Source organism: Crystallibacter permensis (assembly GCF_025960875.1).
Lineage (GTDB): Bacteria > Actinomycetota > Actinomycetes > Actinomycetales > Micrococcaceae > Crystallibacter > Crystallibacter permensis.
In genome coordinates, this window is sequence record NZ_JAODLR010000004.1 from 85,003 (window position 1) to 110,227 (window position 25,225).

The 25,225-nt window shown below is 64.6% G+C and carries 21 protein-coding genes; 1 reads left to right on the forward strand and 20 read right to left on the reverse strand.

The window, feature by feature from the left end; translation table 11 throughout:
• Positions 1–64: 64 nt before the first annotated feature.
• Complete coding sequence (locus B0G38_RS06270) at positions 65–205, reverse strand: hypothetical protein (protein WP_169993242.1); 141 nt, start codon at positions 203–205, stop codon at positions 65–67.
• A gap of 9 nt (positions 206–214) precedes the next feature.
• On the reverse strand, positions 215–3,952 hold the full coding sequence (locus tag B0G38_RS06275) for a hypothetical protein (RefSeq protein WP_264668638.1): 3,738 nt from the start codon (positions 3,950–3,952) through the stop codon (positions 215–217).
• Between the two features lie 233 nt (positions 3,953–4,185).
• On the opposite strand from B0G38_RS06275, the gene B0G38_RS06280 reads away from it, so the two are divergent.
• Positions 4,186–4,566, forward strand: a complete 381-nt coding sequence (locus B0G38_RS06280; protein WP_264668639.1) for a VOC family protein — start codon at positions 4,186–4,188, stop codon at positions 4,564–4,566.
• Positions 4,567–4,723: 157 nt separating this feature from the next.
• Here B0G38_RS06280 and tuf read toward each other — a convergent pair whose 3' ends face one another.
• The 18 genes from tuf to B0G38_RS06370 form a co-directional block, all read right to left on the reverse strand.
• On the reverse strand, positions 4,724–5,914 hold the full coding sequence (gene tuf / locus B0G38_RS06285; RefSeq protein WP_169993248.1) for an elongation factor Tu: 1,191 nt from the start codon (positions 5,912–5,914) through the stop codon (positions 4,724–4,726).
• Positions 5,915–6,140: 226 nt separating this feature from the next.
• On the reverse strand, positions 6,141–8,255 hold the full coding sequence (gene fusA, locus B0G38_RS06290) for an elongation factor G (RefSeq protein ID WP_264668640.1): 2,115 nt from the start codon (positions 8,253–8,255) through the stop codon (positions 6,141–6,143).
• Positions 8,256–8,339: 84 nt separating this feature from the next.
• Positions 8,340–8,810 (reverse strand): 30S ribosomal protein S7, encoded by a 471-nt coding sequence (gene rpsG / locus B0G38_RS06295; RefSeq protein ID WP_264668641.1) that lies wholly within the window; start codon positions 8,808–8,810, stop codon positions 8,340–8,342.
• 1 nt (position 8,811) lies between these two features.
• A complete protein-coding gene (gene rpsL, locus B0G38_RS06300) occupies positions 8,812–9,186 on the reverse strand; it encodes a 30S ribosomal protein S12 (protein WP_264668642.1) in 375 nt (124 codons plus the stop codon).
• A gap of 265 nt (positions 9,187–9,451) precedes the next feature.
• A complete protein-coding gene (locus tag B0G38_RS06305; RefSeq protein WP_264668643.1) occupies positions 9,452–11,575 on the reverse strand; it encodes an acyltransferase family protein in 2,124 nt (707 codons plus the stop codon).
• A gap of 56 nt (positions 11,576–11,631) precedes the next feature.
• Positions 11,632–13,743, reverse strand: coding sequence for an acyltransferase family protein (locus B0G38_RS06310; RefSeq protein ID WP_264668644.1), 2,112 nt, complete (start codon positions 13,741–13,743; stop codon positions 11,632–11,634).
• Between the two features lie 582 nt (positions 13,744–14,325).
• On the reverse strand, positions 14,326–14,838 hold the full coding sequence (locus tag B0G38_RS06315; protein WP_264668645.1) for a hypothetical protein: 513 nt from the start codon (positions 14,836–14,838) through the stop codon (positions 14,326–14,328).
• A gap of 346 nt (positions 14,839–15,184) precedes the next feature.
• Positions 15,185–15,973, reverse strand: coding sequence for an IclR family transcriptional regulator domain-containing protein (locus B0G38_RS06320; protein WP_264668646.1), 789 nt, complete (start codon positions 15,971–15,973; stop codon positions 15,185–15,187).
• Between the two features lie 35 nt (positions 15,974–16,008).
• On the reverse strand, positions 16,009–16,650 hold the full coding sequence (locus B0G38_RS06325; RefSeq protein WP_074701277.1) for a 3-oxoacid CoA-transferase subunit B: 642 nt from the start codon (positions 16,648–16,650) through the stop codon (positions 16,009–16,011).
• Entirely contained in the window at positions 16,647–17,345 is a 699-nt protein-coding gene (locus tag B0G38_RS06330; protein WP_264668647.1) for a 3-oxoacid CoA-transferase subunit A, read from the reverse strand. Before B0G38_RS06330 ends, B0G38_RS06325 begins: the two co-directional genes overlap by 4 nt.
• A gap of 21 nt (positions 17,346–17,366) precedes the next feature.
• Positions 17,367–18,572, reverse strand: a complete 1,206-nt coding sequence (locus B0G38_RS06335) for a thiolase family protein (RefSeq protein ID WP_264668648.1) — start codon at positions 18,570–18,572, stop codon at positions 17,367–17,369.
• A 188-nt stretch (positions 18,573–18,760) separates the two neighbouring features.
• On the reverse strand, positions 18,761–19,186 hold the full coding sequence (pcaC, locus tag B0G38_RS06340) for a 4-carboxymuconolactone decarboxylase (protein WP_264668649.1): 426 nt from the start codon (positions 19,184–19,186) through the stop codon (positions 18,761–18,763).
• Between the two features lie 56 nt (positions 19,187–19,242).
• Positions 19,243–20,037, reverse strand: a complete 795-nt coding sequence (locus tag B0G38_RS06345; protein ID WP_264668650.1) for an alpha/beta hydrolase — start codon at positions 20,035–20,037, stop codon at positions 19,243–19,245.
• Positions 20,034–21,458, reverse strand: coding sequence for a lyase family protein (locus tag B0G38_RS06350; RefSeq protein WP_264668651.1), 1,425 nt, complete (start codon positions 21,456–21,458; stop codon positions 20,034–20,036). The genes B0G38_RS06345 and B0G38_RS06350 overlap by 4 nt, the downstream gene beginning before the upstream one ends.
• A 6-nt stretch (positions 21,459–21,464) precedes the next feature.
• Positions 21,465–22,037, reverse strand: coding sequence for a protocatechuate 3,4-dioxygenase subunit alpha (pcaG, locus tag B0G38_RS06355; RefSeq protein WP_264668652.1), 573 nt, complete (start codon positions 22,035–22,037; stop codon positions 21,465–21,467).
• Positions 22,037–22,882: a protocatechuate 3,4-dioxygenase subunit beta gene (gene pcaH, locus B0G38_RS06360; RefSeq protein WP_264668653.1), complete on the reverse strand. Its 846-nt coding sequence runs from the start codon at positions 22,880–22,882 to the stop codon at positions 22,037–22,039. The genes pcaG and pcaH overlap by 1 nt, the downstream gene beginning before the upstream one ends.
• 38 nt (positions 22,883–22,920) lie before the next feature.
• Positions 22,921–24,111: a 4-hydroxybenzoate 3-monooxygenase gene (locus B0G38_RS06365; RefSeq protein ID WP_264668654.1), complete on the reverse strand. Its 1,191-nt coding sequence runs from the start codon at positions 24,109–24,111 to the stop codon at positions 22,921–22,923.
• 91 nt (positions 24,112–24,202) lie between these two features.
• A complete protein-coding gene (locus B0G38_RS06370; RefSeq protein WP_264668655.1) occupies positions 24,203–24,967 on the reverse strand; it encodes an IclR family transcriptional regulator in 765 nt (254 codons plus the stop codon).
• Positions 24,968–25,225 lie beyond the last annotated feature (258 nt).

The following is a 25,225-nucleotide window of genomic DNA, read 5'->3' on the forward strand; positions in this document are numbered from 1 at the left end:
GACGGCAGTCCGCAGCCTCCGGCGCAGCATCGGCCGGCCCTTCGCGCCCCGACCGCGTACGCGCTTAGCGTTCGCCGTCCTGGTTGGCGCGGCGGATCCGCTTGGCCCGGTCGATTTCATGCCGGAAGTACTTGCGGCCCCACACGGCGGCCCCGGCTACAGCCACCACAATGCCGATAACGATCCAAAAGACTATCCACTCCATGGTCCGATCCTACTGCCGCTCCGCGTCCTGCTTGCCGTGCCGCATCAATTTCCGGACGGCGAAGGCCAGCAGAGCCAATGCGGCGAAGGCCAGCAGCACGAACGTAAAGCCGCGCATAAACCACAGCAGCGCCAAAGCAATGCCCACCGCTCCCCACACGGTGAACAGTCTCCGCGACAGCACAACTCCCGCTACGAGCAGTCCGCCATGGCCGAGCAACGCCCAGATCTGTTTGCCGGCGTCGTTCAGAATGATCGTCCCGAAGCCGGACAGCGAAAGCCCGCCGGCAGCGACGGCCAACACGATCGTGCCGCGTTGATCCCGACCGCGGACATACTCGTAGGCAGCAACCAGAGCACCGGCAACAACCCACCATTGCAACGCCCAGAACGGATCGATCCAACCGGCGGCAACTGCGTAGAGCCGTTGCACAGCAAGGACGAATACAAAGAAGGCGCCCTCAGCCGCCGCCTCGCGTGCCCGCTCCGGCGTTTCGATCACGGCCAGAGCCGCTGCCACGATGATGGACAAGGATGCCGCAATAGCAGTAGGCCCGGGGAAGATGGCCAGCATTGACACCAGGCCCAGCACACCAAGAGCCACACCGGTCAGGATGACCGCCCGCACCGGGTCCGCATTTTCCCGTTCACGCAGCGTGAGCCGGAAGCCGTACAGCAGTACTGCCGTGAGCCATGCTGCGGCCAGCCATTGTGCGGGCCCGCTGGCGAAGTCCAGCAATGCCGTTTCCTGCAGTCGCTGCATCAAGGTAAGCGCGGCTGCCAGGACTGAAACGGCACCACCGGCGTAGAGCCAGGGCAGTTGCTCGCGGTGCGACAGTACGAAGAACAGCACCGCCGCCCCGAACAGGGCCACCGGCGTCATCCAAGCATCTTCCACCAGCGACAACGCCAATGCCTCCAACATGAAAACGGCCGTGGCGGCAAGGAGCAGATAGCGCAGCCGCTCCCCCGGCCTGAGCACGCGCAGAACTGCAGCAACGGCCCCGAACAGCAGCGCTGCCAGTGCGCCGCCGTCCGCCGACAGCAGGGCCGGCAGCCAGCCCGTCTCTGCCAGCGGCGCCGCGTCGGTGACCGCGGCAGTGAGCGAAGCCACGCCGTACACGCTGACGTACCCGCTGGGCCCGGCGCCCTGCTGCTGCCGGAACCGGGCGGCGGCAACGGCGATCAACAAGAGTAACTGCAGGACGACGACGCCCCGCTGCGGCGCAGCAACTGCCACGCCATAGACCCACGGCAGAACCGCGAGCAGAACAAGGCCCAGCCAGGCAGAAACTCTCTGCAGCCCGTACTCCCCCAGCCGCCGCCGGATGAGCAGGCGCGCGGCCTCCTGGAGTGCCGTTGTGCAGGCCACAAGGACGAAAAGCACATGGATGCTGGCGTCCAGATCCTGCCCGATCAATGCCACCAGCCCGGTCAGCGACAGCTGGGCCGCGAGCAGATACACGCCCTTGCGCCCACGCTTCCGCAAGACGGCTGCCATGGCCGCGGCGTAAACCAAAACGACGCCGACCAGGATCTCGTATCCCCGGACGCCGAGGAATGATGTCCCCAGCAACGCGCCGGCGGCCAGGATAACGGGAGCCAGCGGTTCCATCAGTCCGGCCGGGGCGTCCAGCGTGGTCTCCGCCCGTTTGCCGGGGTTGGCGGGTTGGTGCCGGCTACGCGGCGCGAGCACGAAGGAAGACGCCACTCCGGCGGCAGTCCAGGCCCAGAACGCCGGGTACCCCAGGTGGACACTGCCGTCTTGAACACCCGGGGCTGCAGGCAGTTCCGCGGCTATGAGCCCGCATGTGGTCCCGAAGCCCAGCGCTGCGGAGACGAGCACAGTCAGCCGGGGTGCTGCACTGCCGACCATGCGTTCCAGCAGCACGGTGCTGGCGATCTGGTTCACCACGAAACCCAGAGCCAGGACAAGCAGCGCCGTGCGTCCGGCCAGGTCCTGCTCCATACCCAGCTGCGGCAGATGGGTCAGGGCCGTGATCGGCAATAGCAGCGTCGCTGCGCCGCGTGCCGAGGAAACGGCCCACAGGCGCTCCCGCCCGGCCGACGCGCGGATGCGGGCCAACAAATAGACCAGGGCCAGTCCCAACAGCAGTTCCTGCCGCCACGGATTATTCCACTCCAGCAGGACCGCGGCTGACAGGGCCGGCAGCACTATCAGCGACTCCGCCCAGCCACCGAATTTCCACGCGATGGTGAAGGCGGAAGCGGCAAGGAGCAGCAGCATGAGCACCGGCTCCGGCCCGGGCCTGCCTGTCGCGCCGATGCCATCAAGGACCTGGAGCAAGGTCAGCAATGCCTGTAGGACGAAGACCGTTCCCAGATCAATACGGAAGATCGATGCGGCCGGTCCGGCACCGTCCGCCGTCCGGCGCCGGACCCACGGACGCTCCTTGAGGAACCGAAGCCAGACCGGGGCGAACACCGCCAACGCCGCTGCCTGAATCGCCAGCACTGCGGCCATGGTGAACAACGCCCAGGGCCAGCTGCCGCCGGCCGCCACAACCAGATACATGGCAGCCAAAGTCACCGTGATGCGGAGCCCATAGGTGTTGGCTAGTTTGTCCTGCGCTCCGCCTGTGAACAGCATGGCACCGTAATAGCCGGCAGCCATGGCGAGCAGCAGCGCATTGTCGCCCGCCTGCAACTGGTCCCCCACGAAGAACGCGGCAAGCACGGCCAAGGGTGTGAGGTAACGGTGCACAGCTACCAGGGCCGCGCCATACACGCCGGGCACCCACCGGGGGCGGAAGTAGGAGACGAGGCTGAATGTGGCCGCCAGGGCAATGGAAAAGGTGAAGTACCAGGCCAGTGCACCGCCCAGCACGGCCACTGCCGACCAGGCGATGGAGATAAAGAACGGCAAGCTCAGGTATGCCACCACCTGGCTTTGCATCCGCACGGCGGCGTAGGCGTAGGCTGCCGTGCCCACAAGTGCCGTTAACAACCAGCTACCGGCGGCGTCGGCGAGGACGAAGTTGTACAGCGCCAGGCCGGCCACGGGCAGCAGTGCCAGCCCGGTGCCGGTGAAGGCTATGCCAGCCGGACGCAGCCGTGGTGCTCGCGTATAAACAGCCAAGCCGGCAGTGTAAAACAGCAAGGTCACGGCAAATATCGTCACCGCCCGGGCACTGGCAGGCAGGGCGGAACCGATGAACAGCGCCGCCGCGGCCACGAGCAGCAGGCTCGCGGAGTAGAGGGTGATGTTGATATTGCGCAGATCCCGCCGCTGCTTGGCCCGTACCCGCTTTCGTTCCTCTTCTTCACGGTGACGCGCGGCCACTGCAGGATCGAGGACGGGAGCCTGCTCCGAAACGTTCGGCACGGGGTGCTGCCCCGGCACGGGATGGTAACCGGGCAGAGGCTGTTCCTGGTGAAGCCCGGGCTGATGCCCAGCCAGAGGCCCCTGCGGCAAGTCCTGCGAAGGCGGCCCGAAGGCGGGGGTTGGCTGCGCCGTCGTGGTCTGCGGTGCAGGTTCCAGTTGCGTAGCAACCTGGGGTTCCGGAGCCTGTCCTGCGGAACCCGTTTGAACGCCGCCAGCGGGCACCATGGCCGCCTGTGCATCCAGGTACCCCTGGCGGTAGCCCTCCTCGTAAATCTGGGCCGGCGGAGGCAACTTGGCTGCCCAGGTTCCCTGGACTTCATTGGTACCGGCGCGGCGGAGGCTGATGAACCATCCCGCAATAAACGCCACGCCGGCCAGCAGGATGACCGCGAATAGCTCCATGTCCCCCGGACCTCTTCATTATTGAGACTGTTCCGCTCAGTATATGAGTCATCTGGTGGGGCACCACACCGCATTCCGGGGCTGTGGATAAGCCGGAGCTTGTCCCCGATCCCGGCTGTATCGAGCAGCCATTGGCGTGCTGAAAATTGTCGCTAATCGGCAGGTTCATCGCGCCCGCGGAAGACTATTCTGTAGATGTCCGCACGCCGATTGCACGAAGGGAGTTGGACGCAGTGCTCAGCACTACCAAAATGACAGCGGTCCTGCCCGTGAAGGATCTGGACCGCGCACGCGATTTCTATGAGAAGTCGTTGGGCCTCGAACCTCAGGGGCTCATGGACGACGACACGTTCATTTTCTCCACCGACGGAACCACTGCACTCGAACTGCTGCGCCGGCCGGATGCCACTCCGTCGCAGAACACGGCCGTCAGTTTCGAGGTAGCGGATCTGGAAGCGGAGATGAAGGATCTCGAGGGCCGGGGCATCAGGTTCGAAGACTACGACCTGCCGGGTCTGAAGACCATCAACCACATCGCGACCAGCGACAATCTCCGCTGCGCATGGTTTGCCGACCCGGAAGGGAACGTTCTCTGCCTCCACCAACCTGTCTGAGAGGAGTTCAGCCAGCACGACCGTCCGGGCCAGTCGTGATCAGCCGGAGCCGGACAACCGGGAGTTAAGACAGAAAACCCCCGCTGTAAACAGCGGGGGTTTTCCTGGTCTCTAACCGGTGCAACTGCACCGGTACGATTACCCAGGAACCAAGTAATTACTTGATGATCTTGGTAACGCGACCTGATCCAACGGTGCGGCCACCCTCACGGATAGCGAAGCCGAGGCCCTCTTCCATAGCGATCGGCTGGATGAGCTCAACGGTCATCTCAGTGTTGTCGCCGGGCATAACCATTTCCGTGCCTTCCGGCAGGGTGATAACGCCGGTTACGTCCGTGGTACGGAAGTAGAACTGCGGGCGGTAGTTCGAGTAGAACGGGTTGTGGCGTCCGCCTTCATCCTTGGACAGGATGTAGACGTTGGCCTCGAAGTCGGTGTGCGGGGTGATGGAACCCGGCTTCACAACAACCTGGCCACGCTCTACGTCTTCGCGCTTGATGCCGCGGAGCAGCAGACCACAGTTCTCGCCGGCCCATGCCTCGTCGAGCTGCTTGTGGAACATCTCGATACCGGTAACCGTGGTCTTCTGGACCGGACGGATACCGACGATCTCGACCTCGGAGTTGATGGCGAGGGTACCACGCTCGGCGCGGCCGGTAACAACGGTACCGCGGCCGGTGATGGTGAAGACGTCCTCGATCGGCATCAGGAACGGCTTGTCCTTGTCGCGGACCGGGTCCGGAACGTTTTCGTCAACGGCTTCCATCAGGTCCTCAACGGACTTGACCCACTGCGGGTCGCCTTCCAGAGCCTTCAGGCCCGAAACGCGGATGACCGGAGCGTTGTCGCCGTCGAAGTCCTGCGAGCTGAGCAGTTCGCGAACTTCCATTTCGACGAGGTCGAGGAGCTCTTCGTCTTCAACCATGTCGGACTTGTTCAGCGCGACCAGCAGGTAGGGAACACCAACCTGGCGGGCCAGCAGAACGTGCTCGCGGGTCTGAGCCATCGGACCATCGGTAGCGGCAACCACGAGGATTGCGCCGTCCATCTGAGCTGCACCAGTGATCATGTTCTTGATGTAGTCAGCGTGACCGGGGGCGTCTACGTGTGCGTAGTGGCGCTTCTCGGTCTGGTATTCGATGTGCGAGATATTGATGGTGATACCGCGCTGGCGCTCTTCCGGGGCAGAGTCGATAGCTGCGAAGTCACGCTGCTCGTTGAGATCGGGGTACTTGTCAGCAAGCACCTTGGAAATAGCAGCGGTCAACGTGGTCTTACCGTGGTCAACGTGACCGATGGTGCCGATGTTGACGTGCGGCTTAGTCCGCTCGAACTTTGCCTTCGCCACGGGTTCCTCCTAGAACGTTTTGAGAAGAATTGCTCTTCGGTAACGCTTTTCGTTACCGAAACCTGAACAAGTCTACTTCGGGCTTTTGTATTTGGTGAAATTACAGATTTCTTCAGGTACCGGCAACTTGCCGTTACCCTCGGCCTGCGGTGCAGTGGGCCGTCCACCGGAGTGACCGGCCCACTGCCTTTGGTGTTGTCCCGGCGAACCGGGACGCTACCGAAATTTACTCGCCGCGCGTCTTCTGGATGATCTCGTCGGCAACTGCCTTCGGGACCTCAGAGTAGCTGTCGAACTGCATCGAGTACACAGCACGGCCCTGCGTCTTGGAACGCAGGTCGCCGATGTAACCGAACATCTCGGACAGCGGCACGTTGGCGCGGACAACCTTTACGCCCGAGGCATCTTCCATGGACTGGATCATGCCGCGGCGGGAGTTCAGGTCACCGATGACGTCACCCATGTATTCCTCAGGGGTACGCACTTCAACGGCCATCAGCGGTTCGAGCAGGACCGGGTTGGCGCGCTTGACGCCTTCCTTCAGCACCTGGGAACCGGCGATCTTGAACGCCATTTCCGAAGAGTCGACGTCGTGGTAGGCGCCGTCAAGCAGAGTGGCCTTCACGCCGACCAGCGGGTAGCCGGCCAGCACACCGAGCTGCAGGGCACTCTGGATACCTTGGTCCACCGAGGGAATGTACTCGCGGGGGATACGGCCACCAGTGACCTTGTTCTCGAACTCGTAGAAGACGCCTTCGGAAGTGTCCAGCGGCTCGAAGGCCACCTGGACCTTTGCGAACTGGCCGGATCCACCCGTCTGCTTCTTGTGGGTGTAGTCGACCTTATCGACGGCCTTCTTGATCGTTTCGCGGTACGCCACCTGCGGCTTACCAACGTTGGCCTCGACCTTGAATTCGCGGCGCATGCGGTCCACCAGGATGTCCAGGTGGAGCTCGCCCATGCCGCCGATTTCGGTCTGGCCGGTATCTTCGTTCAGGCTGACGGTGAACGTCGGGTCCTCAGCGGAGAGTTTCTGGATAGCTGTGGACAGCTTCTCCTGGTCGCCCTTGGTCTTCGGCTCGATGGCCACGAAGATCACCGGCTCCGGGAAGGACATCGATTCGAGGACGATCGGGGCATCGGGTGCACACAGGGTGTCGCCGGTGGTGGTGTCCTTGAGGCCGATGACGGCGTAGATGTGGCCGGCATGCAGCTCGTCGACCGGCATCTCCTTGTTGGCGTGCATCTGGAACAGCTTGCCCAGACGCTCCTTCTTGCCCTTGGTGGAGTTCAGCAGCTGCTGACCCGCCACGGCCTTACCGGAGTAAACGCGGATGAAGTTCAGCTGACCGAAGAACGGGTGCGCGGCAATCTTGAACGCAAGCGCGGAGAACGGCTCGTCCTCGCTCGGCTTGCGCGTCAGTTCCTTTTCCTCGTTCTGCGGGTCGTGGCCGATCATCGACGCAACGTCCAGCGGGGAAGGCAGGTAATCGATGACGGCGTCCAGCATCGGCTGCACACCGCGGTTCTTGAACGCGGAGCCACAGAAGACCGGGTAGATCTCCGAGTTGACAACCATCTTGCGGATGCCGGCCTTGAGCTCCTCGATCGAGGGCTCTTCACCTTCGAGGAACTTGGTCATCAGTTCGTCGGAAGATTCTGCAACAGCCTCGACCAGCAGGGCGCGGTATTCCTCGGCCTTGGCCTGCAGGTCCGCCGGGATATCGCCGGTCTCGTAGGCGGCACCCATGGTGACGTCACCCTTGGAGTCGCCGGGCCAGGTCAGGGCCTTCATGGTCAGCAGGTCCACAACACCGACGAACTCGCTCTCGGCACCGATCGGCAGTTGCATAACCAGCGGCTTGGCACCCAGGCGGTTGATGATGGTGTCGACGGTGAAGTAGAAGTCCGCACCGAGCTTGTCCATCTTGTTGACGAAGCAGATACGCGGCACTTCGTACTTATCAGCCTGGCGCCACACGGTCTCGGACTGCGGCTCGACGCCTTCCTTGCCGTCGAAGACTGCAACGGCACCGTCGAGGACCCGCAGGGAGCGCTCGACCTCAACCGTAAAGTCCACGTGGCCCGGGGTGTCGATGATGTTGATCTGGTTGTTGTCCCAGAAGCAGGTCACCGCGGCAGAGGTGATGGTGATGCCGCGTTCCTTTTCCTGTTCCATCCAGTCAGTCGTCGAAGCGCCGTCGTGCGTTTCGCCGATCTTGTGGCTGACACCCGTGTAGAACAGGATGCGCTCAGTAGTGGTGGTCTTGCCGGCATCGATGTGGGCCATGATGCCGATATTGCGGACCTTATTAAGGTCGGTAAGCACGTCGAGTGCCACAGTTTCTCCCTTTTTAGGTGAGCCCCAACCAACGACGGCGGTGGGCAGCTGAGCGATCCAGCCGCCGTCGTCGGTAAAGGTTTTTTACCAGCGGTAGTGGGCGAAGGCCTTGTTGGACTCGGCCATCTTGTGAGTGTCTTCGCGACGCTTCACAGCGGCACCGAGACCGTTCGAGGCGTCCAGAATCTCGTTCATGAGACGCTCGGTCATGGTCTTCTCGCGGCGGGCCTTGGAGTAACCAACCAGCCAGCGCAGGGCCAGAGCCGTGGCGCGGCCCGGCTTGACCTCAACGGGAACCTGGTACGTGGCGCCACCGACACGGCGGGAGCGGACCTCGAGGGTCGGCCGGACATTGTCCAAGGCCTTCTTCAGAGCGGCAACGGGATCGCCGCCGGTCTTGGTCTGGACACCATCAAGGGCACCGTAAACGATGCGCTCCGCGGTGGACTTCTTGCCGTCAACCAGAACCTTGTTGATCAGCTGGGTAACCATGGGGGAACCGTGGACGGGATCTACAACTAGCGGCCGCTTGGGGGCCGGACCCTTGCGGGGCATATTACTTCTTCTCCATCTTCGCGCCGTAGCGGCTACGAGCCTGCTTGCGGTTCTTCACGCCCTGGGTGTCGAGTGCACCACGGACGATCTTGTAACGGACACCCGGCAGGTCCTTAACACGGCCGCCGCGAACGAGCACGATGGAGTGTTCCTGCAGGTTGTGGCCTACACCGGGGATGTAGGCGGTAACTTCGATGCCACCGTTGAGGCGGACACGGGCTACCTTACGAAGAGCGGAGTTCGGCTTCTTCGGGGTGGTGGTGTAAACGCGGGTGCAGACGCCGCGCTTCATGGGGCTGCCCTTGAGCGCGGGCGCCTTGGTCTTATTGACCTTGGGTGTGCGGCCCTTGCGGACCAGCTGGTTAATCGTAGGCACTTACGTGATCTCCGTTTATCTAGGCTTTGCCCCGCCACTTTTGCGAGGCCAGGCACTTTCCAGTCGTCTCCACGCCTACTGCGGATTGAAACGACCGTAGGCATGCAAAGGTGTGGCATTCACCGCGCAAGAACCCCGCGGACCGGAAACAGGCTCCACCCCAGAATCCCAACCTGCGGAAACTTTGGAACGGCCTTCATCCACTGCCACACAAAACAATCGGGTAATAGTCTATCAGAGATTAAGGAAGCTGCTGACCGCACGTTCACTGCGCCTCCTCCATGGCTGCCAGCAGCTCTTCCTCAAGCCGCGGCGCCAGTGTGTTCATGTAAGTCCTGGTGATGTGGTTCTTGTCCGCGTAGAGCAGCACGTTGCCGATCACGGCCGGGCAGGCATCCACGCCGCAGAAGGCGTCCGAGAGGTCCAGCACCCGCGCCCGCGGTGCCAGTTCCGCGGCTTCCCGAGTGAGGTCCTGGCCGTCGAACCCTTCGCTGCGTGGCTGGCCGCACTCCTGCGGTTCGTCATAGGACTGCGAGACACAGTCCGGCGCTAAGGCCCCTTCGCGCGGCCGCGGCGTATCCATCAGGGGATAGACCTCGATTCCGGCGTCGGCCAGCGCGTTCCAGTTCTCGGCAAAGCCGGCAGCGCCCGGGCGGTGTCCGGTACCGGAATCCACGAAGTTCACGTTGGCGTAGTAGGAGGTCACGACGGCGTCCACGTCTCCCCTGTCGATGATCCGGTCCAGGGTTTCGCGGTTCGGCTCGGTGCACTGCAGGTCCTCGTCACGTTCGGCCACCCGCATCTCCGTGGTGAAGGGGCACGAGTTGTGCAGGTACGTCACCAGCCGCCAGTCCTGCTTCCCGGCAACCGGCTCCAGCGCGGCAAGCCATTGCGCGGCGTGCGAGTCCCCAACCAGCGCCACGGTCTTCTCCGCATCCTCGTCCCCGAATTCGCATTCCTTCGTGTCCGGATCCGATGCCAGCGAGGCGCAGTCGCCGACGTCGAAATTATCTTCCCTCGCCAGACTGGGGTCCGGCACGATTACATCGGACTCAGCGGCGAACGCGCGGTCCGCTGCCGGCGACATTGCCTCTGCTCCGAAGTCCTCCGGAGGTGCGGCCAGCAGCGCCGATGCCTGGACTGCTCGTTCCGCCAGGATCCGCTCCTGCTGGTTGCCGGGCACGAAAGCCAGCGTACCGACCAGGGCAGTGGCAACGGCGCCGGCGCCCAGCGGGCGCCAAGCCTGGGCATTCAGCCAACCGAACCGGCGTACAGGGGTTTCCACATAGTAGTAACTCAGCGCGGCCAGGCCGAAGGAGGCGGCCAGCAGCAGCAGGCTGGGCACGGGGCCCGGCTCTTTTTCGGCCAAGGTTTTGTAAAAGACGATCAGCGGCCAGTGCCACAGGTAGAGGGAGTAGGAGATGTTGCCGGTCCATTGCACCGGCGTCAGGTCCACCAGCCGGTGCAGCGACAGCTCTCCGCCGGTGCGGCCGGCGGCAATGATCGCCATAGTGCCCAGGACCGGGAGCAATGCGGCGGTGCCGGGGAAGGGCGTTGCACCGTCCAGCAGGAAGGCCGCTGCCAGGATCGAGGCCAGGCCCGCGGCAGCCAGGAGGCTGCGCAGGTGGGGCAAGCGGTCCGTATAGGTCAGGGTGAGTGCCAGCAACCCGCCCAGCCCGAGTTCCCAGATCCGGGTGGGCGTTATGAAGTAGGCAGCCGGGCTGCCGCCTGCGGTGTACCAGATCCCGAAGACCAGCGAGGCCGCGGTGACCAGCGCGAAGAGCAGGCCCGCGCAGCGGGTGACCGAGTAACCCGCCCGGCGCAACTGCCCGCCGGTGTGCAGACGCGCGTTGGCCTTGCGGACCAGGTAGGCCGCCAGCAGGACCAGCAGCGGCCAGAACACATAGAACTGCTCCTCCACAGCCAGGGACCAGAAGTGCTGCAGGGCGGTGGCGGACTCCGTGGCGGCCAGGTAGTCCACGGAGTTGGAGGCCAAGGCCCAGTTCTGCACATAGAACGTCGAGGCCAGCGCCTGGATGCCGATCTGCGGCCACTGCGTCATCGGAGCAATCATCAGCGTGACCACCAGGACAACGACGACGGTGAGCAGCGCGGCGGGCAAGATGCGCCGGATACGTGCAGCCCAGAAGTGGCGCAGCGAGATGGTGCCGGTCTTCGCCACCTCGCGCAGCATGTGTCCGGTAATCAGGAAACCGGAAATGACGAAGAAAACGTCGACGCCGACAAACCCGCCGGGCAGCCACCGCGGCTCAAGGTGATAGGCCACCACCATCAGGACTGCCAACGCCCGCAGGGCCTGGATTTCGGGCAGGAACTTGCGTACTTTTCCTTCCGCCTGTTTGGTCTCCATGGGTGCTAAGTCAGTCATGCCCAGGTAAACAAACGGTGCACCCGACATGAACGCGGCATTTTTCCGCTTAGGTTTTACTCCGCCTTGGCGGCCGCGAGCTCCTCCCCCAGCCGGTCCACCAGTGTCAGCATGTAGGTCCGGGTGACGTGGTTGAAGTCCCGGTAGAGCATGACGTTGCCGATGACCATCGGGCAGGAATCCGCGCCGCAGAACTTGTCCGAGAGGTCGACCACCCGGGCCCGCGGCGCCAGGGCTGCTGCCTCGCGGGTGATGTCCTTGCCGTCGAAGCCCTCGGTCCGCGGCTGGCTGCAGCGCTCGGGCTCGCCATAGTGCAGGTCCACGCAGTCCCTCGGGTCCGCTCCCGGCCGTGGTGCCGGCGTATCCACGATCGGATAGACATCGATGCCGGCGTCGGCCAGCGTGTTCCAGTACCCGGCCATGCCTGCAACCCCGGGGCGATGGCCGGTGTCGGTGTCCTCGAAGACCGAGGAAGAGAAGTAGGACGTGATGACCGCGTCCACGCCTCCCCGGTCGACCAGCCGCTCCAAGGTCTGCCTGTTGGGTTCGGTGCAGACGGATTTGCCCTCGGCTTCGAGCACCCTCCGCTCCGGCGTGAACGGGCACGAGTTGTGGATGTAGGTGACCAGGTTCCAGCCACGTTCCTTGGCCAGAACGTCCAGTGCGGGCGCCCACTGCCCCGCATGCGAGTCTCCCACCAGCGCAACGGTGGGTCCGCCGTCGTTCTTGCGGTAGTCGAATTCGCATTCCGGCGTCTTGGCGTCGCGCTGCTGCGCCACGCAGTCGCCGAAGTCGAACTCGTCCTCCACGGCCTTGTTCGGATCCGGCACGATGGCTTCGTTCGCGCCGGCGAAGCTCTTGTCGGCGCTGGCATCCATCGCCTTCGCGCCGAATTGCGACGGCGGGGCGTCCAGCAACTGCTGCGTCTGCACCGCGCGCTCGGCTACCAGTTGCTCGCGCTGTTGTCCCGGGGCCAGCGCGAGCGTCCCGATCAGCCCCATGGCCACAATGCCGGCGCCGATCGGACGCCACGGATGCGCCGACAGCCAGCCGGCTTTACGGACCGGGGTCTCGATGAAGTAGTAACTCGCCGCCGCCAGTCCCAGCGAGGCAACCAGCAGGAGCAGGCTCTCCCACGGGCCCGGCGGCCGGTCCGCGAGGGTACGGTAGTACACCACCAGCGGCCAGTGCCAGAGGTAGAGGGAGTAGGAGACGTTCCCCAGCCACTGCACGGGCCTGCGGTCGATGACGGTGTGCAGCGACGCGGTGCCGGTGGTGCGGCCGGCGGCGATGACGGCCATGGTCCCGAGCACGGGCAGCAGCGCGGCGGCACCAGGGAAGGGCGTAGCGCCGCTGAAGGCCAGGGCAGCGGTGAGAATGGCGGCTGCTCCGGCCAGCGCCAGGACCTTGCGGGTGCGCAGCCAGCGGTCTGTGTAGGTCAAGGTCGCGGCGAGCACGCCGCCGAGAGCGAGCTCCCAGATTCTGGTGGGGGTGATGAAGTACGCTGCCGGATTGCCGGTGGCCGTAAACCAGATACTGAAGACCAACGACGCCGCCGCCACGACGGCGAAGACCGGCACCACGGCAGGCAGTTGCTGCCCGCGTTTGACCCGCCAGCGCCGGCCGAGCGCCACGGCGAGGAGCATCAGCAGCGGCCAGAACAGGTAGAACTGTTCCTCCACCGCCAGGGACCAGAAGTGCTGCAGCGGCGTGGCGCTGTTGCCGGCCGCCATGTAGTCGGTGGAGTCGGCGGCGAGCACCCAGTTCTGCGTGTAGAACGTGGAGGCCAGCGCCTGCGAACCGATCCTGCCCCACTGGGTTGCAGGGCTCAGCAGGAAGGTGGCCAGACAGACTGCGGCAATGGTCACCAGGGCGGCCGGCAGGATGCGCCGGGCCCGGGCGGCCCAGAACGCGGACAGCGAGAGCTTGCCCGTCCGCTGGACTTCGCGCAGCATGTGCCCTGTGATCAGGAAACCGGAGATGACGAAGAAGACATCGACCCCGACAAACCCGCCGGGAAGCCAGCCGGGCTGCAGGTGGTAAATCACCACGAGGAGCACGGCGAGGGCGCGCAGGGCCTGGACTTCGGGCAGGAATTTGCGCCGCTGCGGCTCGGCAGCGGGCTGCTCTCCCCCGGTTTCGGCGGCTTGTCTGGTCAGTTCAGGCATAGACAGCCAATATAACAAAAAGATAACAGGCAGCAGCACCATGCCGCGAGCACCGCCGAAAGCGCAATGCACCGACCGTAGCTTTTCAGGTGCTCACGCAAACCAGGGATGGCAAAGCAAATCCTCCCATGACCTGCGGATCGATCAGGCCGCATCGACGTGTTTAACGCGGTAGTTGCCCGCACTGGAAGTCCAGATTGCGCCCTGATGCTGCCGCAAGGATTCACCGATCGGATGCATAAACCCATCGGTCGCGACCTCCGAAATCACGATTCATTGCTGCTCCGCGGGCCATCTCCTCGGCTTCTCCAAGCATCACGGTCTCACCCACTCCCCTGGCGCCGGTAGAGATAGTCAGCAGACCAGGATGCCGGAGCCGAGGCTCAGTCCATAGGCGAATTCGTCTAGAAGACGCGGTTTGGCCGATGACGACCGACGGCGTTGCACTCGCCTTGGGACGGAATGGATTCCTCAAGGCACCCTCCAATGAGCCTCAGTGAGCATACTGAGTTTCGTGAGCATCTCACAGCCCTGGGCTTGCTCGCCGTGCCCGAGCTCACCGACAACCAACGTCATCGTTATCTATGAACGTAGGGGTTCTGTGACTACGGAGCCTATGCTTCCGGCCTCTACATCTTCCCCGGCTGAATGCTTGAGCCTTGCGTACTCAAAAAATGCGTAGGCCGCTGCCACAGTAATAAGTAAAGCTGTGAGCCCGCCTGTCATGATCGAGTCTGCCTGTTCGGATCTCATCGTTCCTGCCTTCAAGACCTCATCGACATACATGGATCCGCCTACTATGAGACCCACTGCTAAGGAGATCGTGACAACCAGAACAATAGCTGCAGCCTCGTAGCGCCTGCGTCTGTTGATGCGTCTAGGCGATTGAGCCACAGTCTCCCTGCTGATGAGTTGAGCAACTTGCCCAAGCACTTCCCGATCACCCACTTTCACAGCTGCCTCGGCGAGGTCAACGATGTTCTGAGTGATATGTCGGCGAGTGCGATGAATCATAAATTGAACGAGTACGCCGGTGAGTACGGAGGAGCCGGTCAATGCCGGAATGAACCACGCCAAAAAGCTGAAATCGGACACCGTTGCCACCTTTACTTTGCCCGGATGAATGCAGCGACCTGGATAGTCAACAACCTGCCCTCAGCGTCAGTGCATACGACGTCATATGAAGGCCAGTTGTGTCACCGGAACCTAGAGTCTTAGGTGCCAACGCGTTGGCACCTCGGTGTGTTCATGTCGCAGCTGTAGAAGGGGCCGTGAGGGCCGAGGACGACGCCGATGTGGCCGGAGGAGTCGCGCCATCATTTGGTACACCATTTGGCTGAGCACCCATCCACACTCCGCACGTGAGTAGTCAGGAGCTATTCGAACAGGAACTCCTCGGCCTAGAGGATTCCACAGCCGGTAGAAAACTGCCGGCAGAAAACTAGTGCTGGGCGCGCAGGGCGTCGGTGATCTTGGCGGAAACGGCCTGGAGTTTGGGCAGCGCCTCGAAGACGGCCTGGTCCAGGTCCGTGCCGTCGGCCAGCGAGGCCTGCATGGACATGTTCAGCGCGGCCACCACCGTGCCGTCCGGCTGCAGGATCGGGACGGCCACGGAACGCAGGCCGTTTTCGAGCTCTTGGTCCACCAACGCCCAGCCCTGCCCGCGGACCTTATCCAGTTCGGTGCGGAGCCGCTCGGGATCGCTGATGGTCCGCGGAGTGAGCGGTTTGAGTTCCGCATGGGACAGGTATTCGTCCAGCTGGTCGGCCGGCAGCCCGGCGAGCAGCACCCGTCCCATGGACGTGGCGTAGGCCGGGAACCGCGTGCCCACCGTGATGCCCACCGTCATGATCCGCCGGGTGTGGATGCGTGCGATGTAGACGATGTCGTCGCCGTCGAGAATTGAGGCCGAGGTGGATTCGTGCAGTTCCTCGGAGAGCTCTTCGAGCAGTGGCTGCACCAATTGGGGAAGGGACTGCCCGGCCAGGTAGGAGTATCCGAGCTGCAGCACCAGGGCCGTCAATTCGAAGACCCGCCCGTCCGTCCGCACGTACCCCAGGTCAACCAGGGTGTGCAGGAAACGGCGGGCCGTGGCGCGGGTCAGTCCCGTTCGTTTGGAGACCTCACTGAGGGTCATGCTGATGTGATCGGCGTCGAAAGCACGGATCACGGCAAGGCCGCGGGCGAGCGACTGGACGAACTGGTCGCCCGGCAGTTTGGTCTCGGTCATCATTCCCTACTGCGCAATGCGCAGGTCAGTTGCGGTTATTCGGCCGGAAGCAGCTTCACTTCCATCTTGGCCTGCAGTTCCTCGATGGTGGTACCGAAGGTTTCGCGCACGCGGACGCCGTCCTTCGTAATCAGGAATACAGCCTCATTAGTGTATATGCGGGTCACGCAGTTCACACCCGTCACCGGGTAGGTGCATTCCGGAACCAGCTTGGACTGGCCGTCCTTGGTGAACAGGGACATCATCACGTAGACGTCCTTGGCACCGGTGGCCAGATCCATGGCCCCGCCCACGGCCGGAATGGCGTCCGGGGCACCGGTGTGCCAGTTGGCCAGGTCGCCGGTGGCGGAGACCTGGAAGGCCCCGAGCACGCAGACATCCAGGTGGCCGCCGCGCATGATGGCGAACGAGTCAGCGTGGTGGAAGTAGGACGCCCCGGGCAGTTCCGTGACCGGAATCTTGCCCGCGTTGATCAGGTCTTCATCGATCTCGTCGCCCTGGGCCACCGGGCCCATGCCCAGCATGCCGTTCTCGGTGTGCAGGGTGATGTCCTGCTCCGGGGTCAGGTAGTTCGAGACCAGCGTCGGCTGGCCGATGCCCAGGTTCACGAAGGATCCGGGTTTGATGTCCTTGGCTACAAGTTGGGCCAGCTCGTCGCGGCCGATTTTCTCGCTCACTTGCTTACCTTCTGTTCTGCCGCGGCGGTTGCGGGCGCCGCAATCTTGACGACGGTGTCCACGTAGATGCCCGGGGTGACGACCACCTCGGGATCCAGCTGCCCGGTTTCCACAATCTCGGAAACCTGCACGATGGACTTCTTGGCGGCGGCGGCCATGATGGGGCCGAAGTTGCGGGCGGTCTTGCGGTAGACCAGGTTGCCGGTCTTGTCCGACTTCAGGGCCTTGATCAGCGCGAAGTCAGCGTGGATCGGCGTCTCGTAGACATAGCCCCGGCCGTCGATCTCGCGGGTTTCCTTGCCCTCGGCCAGCATGGTGCCGTAGCCGGTGGGCGTGAAGAAACCGCCGATGCCGGCGCCGGCGGCGCGGATGCGCTCGGCCAGGTTGCCCTGCGGTACCAGTTCCAGCTCGATCTCGCCGGCCCGGTAGGCGGTGTCGAAGTGCCAGGAATCGGACTGCCGCGGGAAGGAGCAGATGATCTTCTTGACCCGGCGCTCCTTGATCAGCAGCGCCAGACCGGCGTCGGCCTGTCCCGCGTTGTTGTTGACCACGGTCAGGTCCTTCGCACCGCATTCGAGCAGCGCGTCGATCAGCTCCATGGGCTGGCCGGCATTGCCGAAGCCGCCGATCAGCACGGTGGCGCCGTCATGAACGCCCGCCACCGCTTCCTGGGCTGTTTGTGCAATGTTGAGCATGCTCAAGCCTCTCCTAATTACTTACTTGGCGTTGACGTTTTCAAGCACGACGGCGAGGCCCTGGCCCACGCCGATGCAGATTGCGGCCACGCCCCAGCGCTGGCCGCTGGCCTGCAAACGGCGGGCCAGGGTGCCGAGAATGCGGATGCCGGAGGCGCCCAGCGGGTGGCCGATCGCCACGGCGCCGCCCCAGGCGTTGACGATCGCCGGCTCGATGTCCCAGGCGTCGATGCAGGCCAGCGACTGCGCGGCGAAAGCCTCATTGAGTTCGACGGCGGCAACGTCGCCCCAGCTGATGCCGGCGCGCTTTAGGGCCTGATTGGCGGCCTCGACCGGCGCGAACCCGAAGAACTGCGGTTCCAAGGCAGCGGCGCCGCGGCCGGCGATGCGGGCCAGCGGTTCCATGCCGAGCACCTCGGCGCCGGCTTCGCTGCCCAGCAGCGCCGCGGAGGCGCCGTCGTTAAGCGGTGAGGCGTTGCCGGCGGTCACGGTGCCGCCCTCGGGGCCGTCGCCGACCGGGCGGAACACGGTCTTCAGACCGGCCAGGACGTCCGGTGTGCTAGTGGGGCGGATGCTCTCGTCCCGGGTGAGGTAGGTGCCGGGGACGGTGACCACGAGGTTCTCGTACTTGCCCTCGTTCCAGGCGGCGTCGGCCAACTTGTGCGAGGCGGCAGCAAATTCGTCCTGGCGTTCGCGGCTGATGCCGTGCCGTTCGCGCAGCTGCTCGGTGGCCTCGCCCAGGGAGACGGTCCACTCCTTGGGCATGTTCTTGTTCACCAGGCGCCAGCCGAGCGTGGTGGACGCCAGCGTCATGTCGCCGGCCGGGTAAGGCTTGGCGGTCTTCGGCAGCACCCAGGGGGCCCGGCTCATGGACTCGACGCCGCCGATCAGCGTGACGTCGGCTTCACCGGCGTTGATCTGGCGGGAAGCCATGATGGCCGCGTCCAGGCTGGAGCCGCAGAGACGGTTCACGGTAGTGCCCGGGATGGAGGTGGGCAGGCCTGCCAGAAGGGTAGCCATGCGGGCCACGTTGCGGTTTTCCTCGCCGGCGCCGTTGGCGTTGCCGAAGATCACTTCGTCAATGCGCTCCGGGTCCAGGCCGGGTGCCCGCGACACGGATGCCTTGACTACCTCGGCGGCCAGATCGTCAGGCCGCACGCCTGCCAAGCCACCGCCGAATTTGCCGAAGGGGGTACGGATAGCGTCATAGAGGTACGCCTGGTTCACTACGGGCTCCTTAGACCGCGGCCCTTTGCTCGGGGCGCGGATTCAGTCCCGGTCCCGGCCACGCAACCTTTCGCAGGTTGTGCGGCCGGCCCGGATGAGGTGCTGAAAAGTTCTCGCCTCTGTCCGCCGGCTGAACACCGGGAGTAAGTGTTCGCTGAACGAACAGATGTACGTGATATGAACTATAGCTACTTCGCGGGATCCTCGTCAAGGGTGGCGAACACGCCCTGGGCCACCTTGAACGCGACATTGGCGGCGGGAACACTGCAGTAAATGGAGGACTGGAGGATGACTTCCTTGATCTCGTCCCGGGTCATGCCATTGGTGAGTGCGGCCCGTACGTGCATGGCCAGCTCCTCCCAGTAACCGTTGGCAATCATCGCGGTCAGCGTGATGGCGCTGCGCGTGGTCCGCGGCAGCCCCTCGCGGGTCCAGATGGTCCCCCACGCGTAACGCGTGATCAGTTCCTGGAACTCCTGGGTGAATTCATCGATCGAGCTGTTGGCCCGGTCCACGTGTGCATCGCCGAGCACTTCGCGGCGTACCTTCATGCCGCCGTCGTACACGTCCTGCTGGGTCTGGGCCGGATCGAATGTCGGGGTTGTCTCGCTCACCGGTGGTGCTCCTTGTCTGCTTGGTGATGGTCTCTTCAGGTGGTTTGCGTTCAGTGCTAGCCGGCGAGGAAGAATTCGCGCAGCAGTTTGCCCGTTTCCTCCGGTGCCTCCAGCGGTGCCTGGTGGGCTGCCGAATCGACGACGGCGGCACGGCCGTTTCGTACGCCGGCCGCCGTTGCTTCGGCGAAGGGCGGCGGGCAGACCTCGTCCTGGCCCCCGGCGATCGCCAGCACCGGGGTGAAGATTTCGCCCAGCTGCTCGCGCACGTCGAAATCAGCCAACGCCTCGCAGCAGTGCGCGTAGGCAAAGCGGTCTGCGTCCTGCAGGGTGTGCAGCAGCCGGGTGGTGGCTTCGGCGTTCTTCTCGATGAAGCCCGGGGCGAACCAGCGCTGCGCCGATCCGGTCACCATGGTGGGCGTGCCGGAGGCCCGGACGGTCTCCGCGCGGTCCAGCCAGGCCTGCGGTTCGCCGATCTTGGCGCCCGAGCAGATGACGCCGATGCCGGCGAAGAACTCCGGATAGTCCAGGCCCAGCTGCAGCCCCAGGGCGCCGCCCAGCGAGACGCCGGCGTAATAGATCTTCTGGTCCGCGGCGATGTCGCCGGCCTCACGCAGCTTCTCCACCGCATTAACGACGCCGGAAGCGAGCCCGGCCACGGTGAAGGTTTCGGTGGAGGCAGGGCTGGCACCGTGGCCGGGCAGGTCCACGCCGACTACTTGGAAGTCATCCAGGAACGGCACGGCGTCGATCCACAGGGCTTTCGTGCCGGTGCCGAGCCCGGCGCCCGCGATCAGGACCGGCTTGCCGCGGCCCTCGGACAGCAGGGTGGGGGTGATCTGGGGAATGGTCATGCTTGGCTCCAATCTGAAAAATGTTCAATGATCCGGGTGATCAGTTCGTCGCTTTGGCCCAGATAGCCGGCCGGGTCCAGCAGCGCCTGCAGGTCCGCATCGGACAGCTTGTCCTGCGGCACGGCACCGCGCAGCAGCTGCGCGAACGGCGTCCCGCCGGAGAGGGACTCGTTGACCAGTGCCTGCACCTTGGGCTTGCCCGATCCGGCCGCGCCGTCGTCCAGCAGCGGGGCGACGGTGGCCATGATCTTCTCGCTCACCACCAGCGGACCGGTGATGGCCAGGTTCTCCTGCATCCGGTCCGCGTGCACCATCAGGCCGTCCGCGAGTTCGGCCAGTTTGGCCGCCGCTCCCCCGGCCAGGCGCAGCAGCTGGCGCAGGGCCTGCCACTCCACATGCCAGGAACCGTCCGGCCGCTCGTCGATGGCGCCCGCGGCGGCGGCCTGGACCTGGGCCAGGTGGCCCGGGGCGGCCAGCGCTGCGCTGCGGATCAGGACGGAAAGCACCGGGTTCTGTTTCTGCGGCATCGCCGAGGAGACCCCGCGCCCCTCCGCCCGGGGTTCGGACAGTTCGCCGAATTCGGGGCGGCTGAGCAGCAGCACGTCATTGGCCACCTTGCCCGCGGCGGCAAGCACATCGGCCAGGGCTGCGGCCAGCGCGGTGACCGGCAGCCGGTTGGTCTGCCACGGCGCAACCGCGTCGGCCAGCCCCAGACGATCGGCGAGCTGCGCGGCCAAAGCCAGCGCCCCGCCGTCGTTGTTTGCGGTGTTGTTTTGGGGACCCTTGGCGGCCACGGCGGTCAGTGCTGCCATGGTTCCGGCGGCGCCGCCCCACTGCAGCGGCAGCTTGCCGGCCACCTCGGACAGCTGGGTGCCGGCTTGGCCGACGCCGGAAAGCCAGTTCGCGGCCTTGAGCCCGAAGGTGCTGGGCAGCGAGTGCTGGGTCAGTGTGCGCGCCACCGTGACGGTGCCGCGGTGGGCATCGGCGAGCCGCGCCAGTGCCGCAGCGGCGGCCTTGAGGTCCGCGAGAATGACCTCGAGGGTGCGGTTGGCCATCAGCAGCAGGGCGCTGTCCAGGATGTCCTGGCTGGTGGCGCCCTTGTGGATCGCCGCCGCGGCCGCGGGTGAGGCCTCCTTCACCCGTGCCCGCAGGTCGCCGAGCAACGGAATGACCGGGTTGCCGCCGCCCTGGGCGCGTTCGGCCACGGAGGCCGCGTCGTACTGCCCGGCGGTGGAGGCCGCTTCAACCGCGGGGATGAGGCCGGCGTCGATATAGCCCGCATCGGCGAGGACGCGGACCCACTCGAGTTCGACGTCGAGCATGGCCTGGATGAACTGGTAATCACTGGTTAAACGGGACGCTGCTGTCCCGGCCGTAGCCGGGGACAGCAGCCCGAAATCAGCGTTGTCCGCTGGATTCATCTGTAGTTATGCTCCCGGGTAGCTCAGGAAGACCGTCTCGTTTTCACCCTGCAAGCGGATGTCGAAGTACAGGTCACCGTTGGCCTCGCGCGTGGCGATCAGGGTCTTGCGGCGCTCCTCCGGCAACGAGGAAAGCAGCGGATCCTTGGCCAGTGCGTCGGTGTCCTCCGGCAGGTAGATGCGGGTGTGCAGCTTGTTCAGCAGGCCGCGGGCGAAAACCACCAGCGAGATGAACGGGGCTTTACCCTCCTGCGTGGCGCCCGGGTTGACCGTGGTGAAGGTGTAGTGACCCTCGTTGTCCACGGCCACGCGGCCGAAGCCGGTGAAGGTATGGTCATCGCGCACCAGCGAGCCGGTCTCCCGGGAAATGACACCGGTTTCGTCGGCCTGCCAGATTTCCAGCAGGGCGTCCGGGATGGGTGTGCCCTGGCCGTCGTAGACCACGCCGTGCAGCCGGATGGAGCCGGCGTGCGCGCGGTGGACCAGCTGGCTGTCCTTCTCGTACGGCAGCGCATAACCGTAGAACGGACCGATGGTCTGGCCGGGGGTTGCTACAAGCTTTGTGGAGTTCTGCGTCATTACTCTGCGTCCTCGTCTTCCATCCAGGTGCGGTTGCTGCCGGAGAGCACAATGTCCCAGGTGTAGCCGGTGGCCCACTCGTGGCTGGTGACATTGTGGTCGTAGGTGGCGACCAGGCGGTCGCGGGCCTTCTGGTCCGTGATGGACTGGTAGATCGGGTCCAGGGAGAAGAGCGGATCGCCCGGGAAGTACATCTGCGTGATCATGCGCTGGGTGAAGTCGGTGCCGAACAGCGAGAAGTGGATGTGCGCCGGGCGCCACGCATTGTGGTGGTTCTTCCACGGGTACGGTGCCGGCTTGATGGTAGTGAACTCATAGGAGCCGTCGTCGCCGGTCAGGCAGCGGCCCACACCGGTGAAGTTCGGATCGATCGGGGCCGGATGCTGGTCGCGCTTGTGGATGTAGCGGCCGGCGGCGTTGGCCTGCCAGATTTCCACCAACTGGTTGCGGACCGGCCGGCCGGCGCCGTCGAGCACCTTGCCGCGGACCACGATGCGCTCACCGAGGGGCTCGCCGTTGTGCTGGATGGTCAGGTCCGCTTCCAGCGCGTGCACATCGCGGTGGCCGAAGGCGGGCGACCACAGTTCGATGGTCTCCGGATCCGCGTGGTGCAGGTCCTTGGTGGGATGGCGCAGCACGGAGCTGCGGTACGGGGCGAAGTCGATCCGCGGCTGCGTTTCCTCCGGCTTACCCTCGGCCTTGCGCTGCTGGTACTCATCGTGGATCTTGTTGATCTGGTTGGTGATGAAGTCCTGGCTGTCAGCGGCTGCGTCGGAATCAATCACGGCGCTGTCATTTTCGATCACGTGGCTCTCGTCGAACGTCTCGTCGGTATTTGCTGTCATGGTCTCGCTCCTTTCCTGGAGTGTTTCAGTGGTGTCGGTTAGCTGTGCGGCCAGCCCGTGTAGGACTCGGCAACGTACTGCTGCCCATAGCGCGAGCTGGTCACGGTCTCCAGCTCCCCGAGCGCGCGCTTGAGCGTAAACGCGTCGGCGTTCGGCGAGGTGTGCAGCATCGAGGTCATCCAGTAGGAGAAGTTCTGCGCCTTCCAGACGCGCTTGAGCGCCAGGTCCGAGTACCCCTGCAGCAAGGCGTCATCCTTCGTGGAGTAGAAGGAGTCGATCGCCTCGAAGAGGACCTTCACGTCGGCCAGCGCGAGGTTCAGGCCCTTGGCGCCCGTCGGCGGAACGGTGTGCCCGGCGTCGCCGACCAGGAACATGCGCCCGTGGCTCAGCGGTTCGCGGACGAAGGAGCGGAAGCCCAGCACCGTCTTGTCGAAGATCGGGCCGGTCTTCAGCTCGAAGCCGTCCGGTCCGTCCACGCGCTTCTGCAGTTCGGTCCAGATCCGGTCATCGCTCCACTGGTTGACGTCCTCGTCCGGGCTGCACTGGAAGTACATGCGCTGGACGGTCTCGCTCCGCTGGGAGATCAGCGCGAAGCCGTGCGGGGAGTTGGCGTAGATCAGTTCCGGCGCGCTCTTCGGTGCTTCGGTGAGGATGCCGAACCAGGCGAAGGGGTATTCGGTCTTGTAGTCCTGGGTACCGGGAACGGCGCGGCGGCAGAAGCTGCGTGAGCCGTCCGCGCCCACGAGGATGTCGCAATGGACCTCGAACGCGGCGCCGTCCTTGTCAGCGAAACGGAACTTCGGGGTCCCGGTCTCCAGGTCAAACACCTCGGCGACCGCGGATTCGTAACGTACGTCGCCGCCGTCGCGCTTGCGGGCCGCCGCCAGATCGACGAAGACCTCGTTCTGCGCGTAGAGGGTGACGGTGGCGTCAACCAGATCGCGGAAGTCCAGCGGGTGCGACTCGCCGTTGAACCGCAGGTCGATGCCGGCGTGCTCATCACCCTCGGTCAGCACGCGGCCGTCCACGCCGGTATCGGTGAGGAGCTTGACCGAGCCTGCCTCAAGGATGCCTGCGCGATGGGTGTGGGTGATCGTGTCGTGGTCGCGGGATTCAACCACGATGTTCTCGACGCCGCTCTTCGCAAGCAGGTGCGAGAGCAGCAGGCCGGCCGGGCCGCCGCCGACAATCCCGACCTGGGTCTTGATGATCTGAGCATTGGCAGCCATAGAGAATCTCCTCGAGGAATGTGGGGCACGTCTTGAACCAGTGTGACTGCGGCGACAGCGTTCCCGCGCCCCTGTTCGCATTGAATGAGAATTACGACGACGACGCCGGCAGCTCCCCCACGGCACGGGCGATGCCACGGGCCCCGGCCATCAGCACCGGAACGATCGCGGTCAGGTTCTCGAGGCCCATCGGCAGCACCACGCCGATCGCGGCGATCGCCTGCCCATGCTTGCCCAAAACGGGAACAGCCAGGCCGGTAGTGTCGGTGTCGACCCGCCCGTCGAAGGAGGCATAGCCCCGCTTGCGGATGTCCGCCAGATGCCGGCGGAAGTCGAAGGAAACCGCGTCCACCACGGCCACTGCTTCCGGGTGTCGGGCGAGATATGACTCCTGCACATGGTTGGGCGCATAGGCCAGCAGCACCATGCCCATCGCCGTACGGTGTACCGGCATCCGGCCGGCGATTTTGGCCTGGTTCACTACCGATCCCCTGCTCGAAAGCCGCTCGATGATCAGCACTTCATCGTCTTTGAGCACCGCCAGCTGGGTGTGCTGGCGGACCACGGACTGGATGTCCTCCATAAACGGCATGGCCGCCTGGCGCAGGTCGACCGCCGGCGAGCTGCGGTTGGCCAGCTCCCACAGCCGCAGCCCGAGCCGGACCTCCCCCGACGGCTCCCGGCTCAGCAGTTCATGACGGGCCATTTCGTCCACCAGCCGATAGGTGGTGGCCAGCGGCACCTCGGCACGCCGCGACAGCGTGGCCACGCTCATGGAGGACCGGGTGGCGTCGAAGGCGCTGAGGATGCGCACAAACCGCTCCAGCATGGAGTCACCCGAACGCGAATTGGCCATGGCAACAGGTTCTCACAACTGCCAGTTCCCGCGAGAACGTTCCTGCCGGTACACCGGCTCTCGTGCAAGGGACGATCTCGGAGCCACGGAACGATCTCGCGTTCAAGAGCCACGGCCCAGAAGACCACTGGCCCCAAAACCAGGAAGCGGCTCCGCGATTAACGCAGAACACCCCTTGCGCCCGTTTCCGGGTACAAGGGGTGTTCTGTTGCTACGTGCCTAGAGGGCCCCGGGTTGGCGGCAATGCGGTCACGCCCG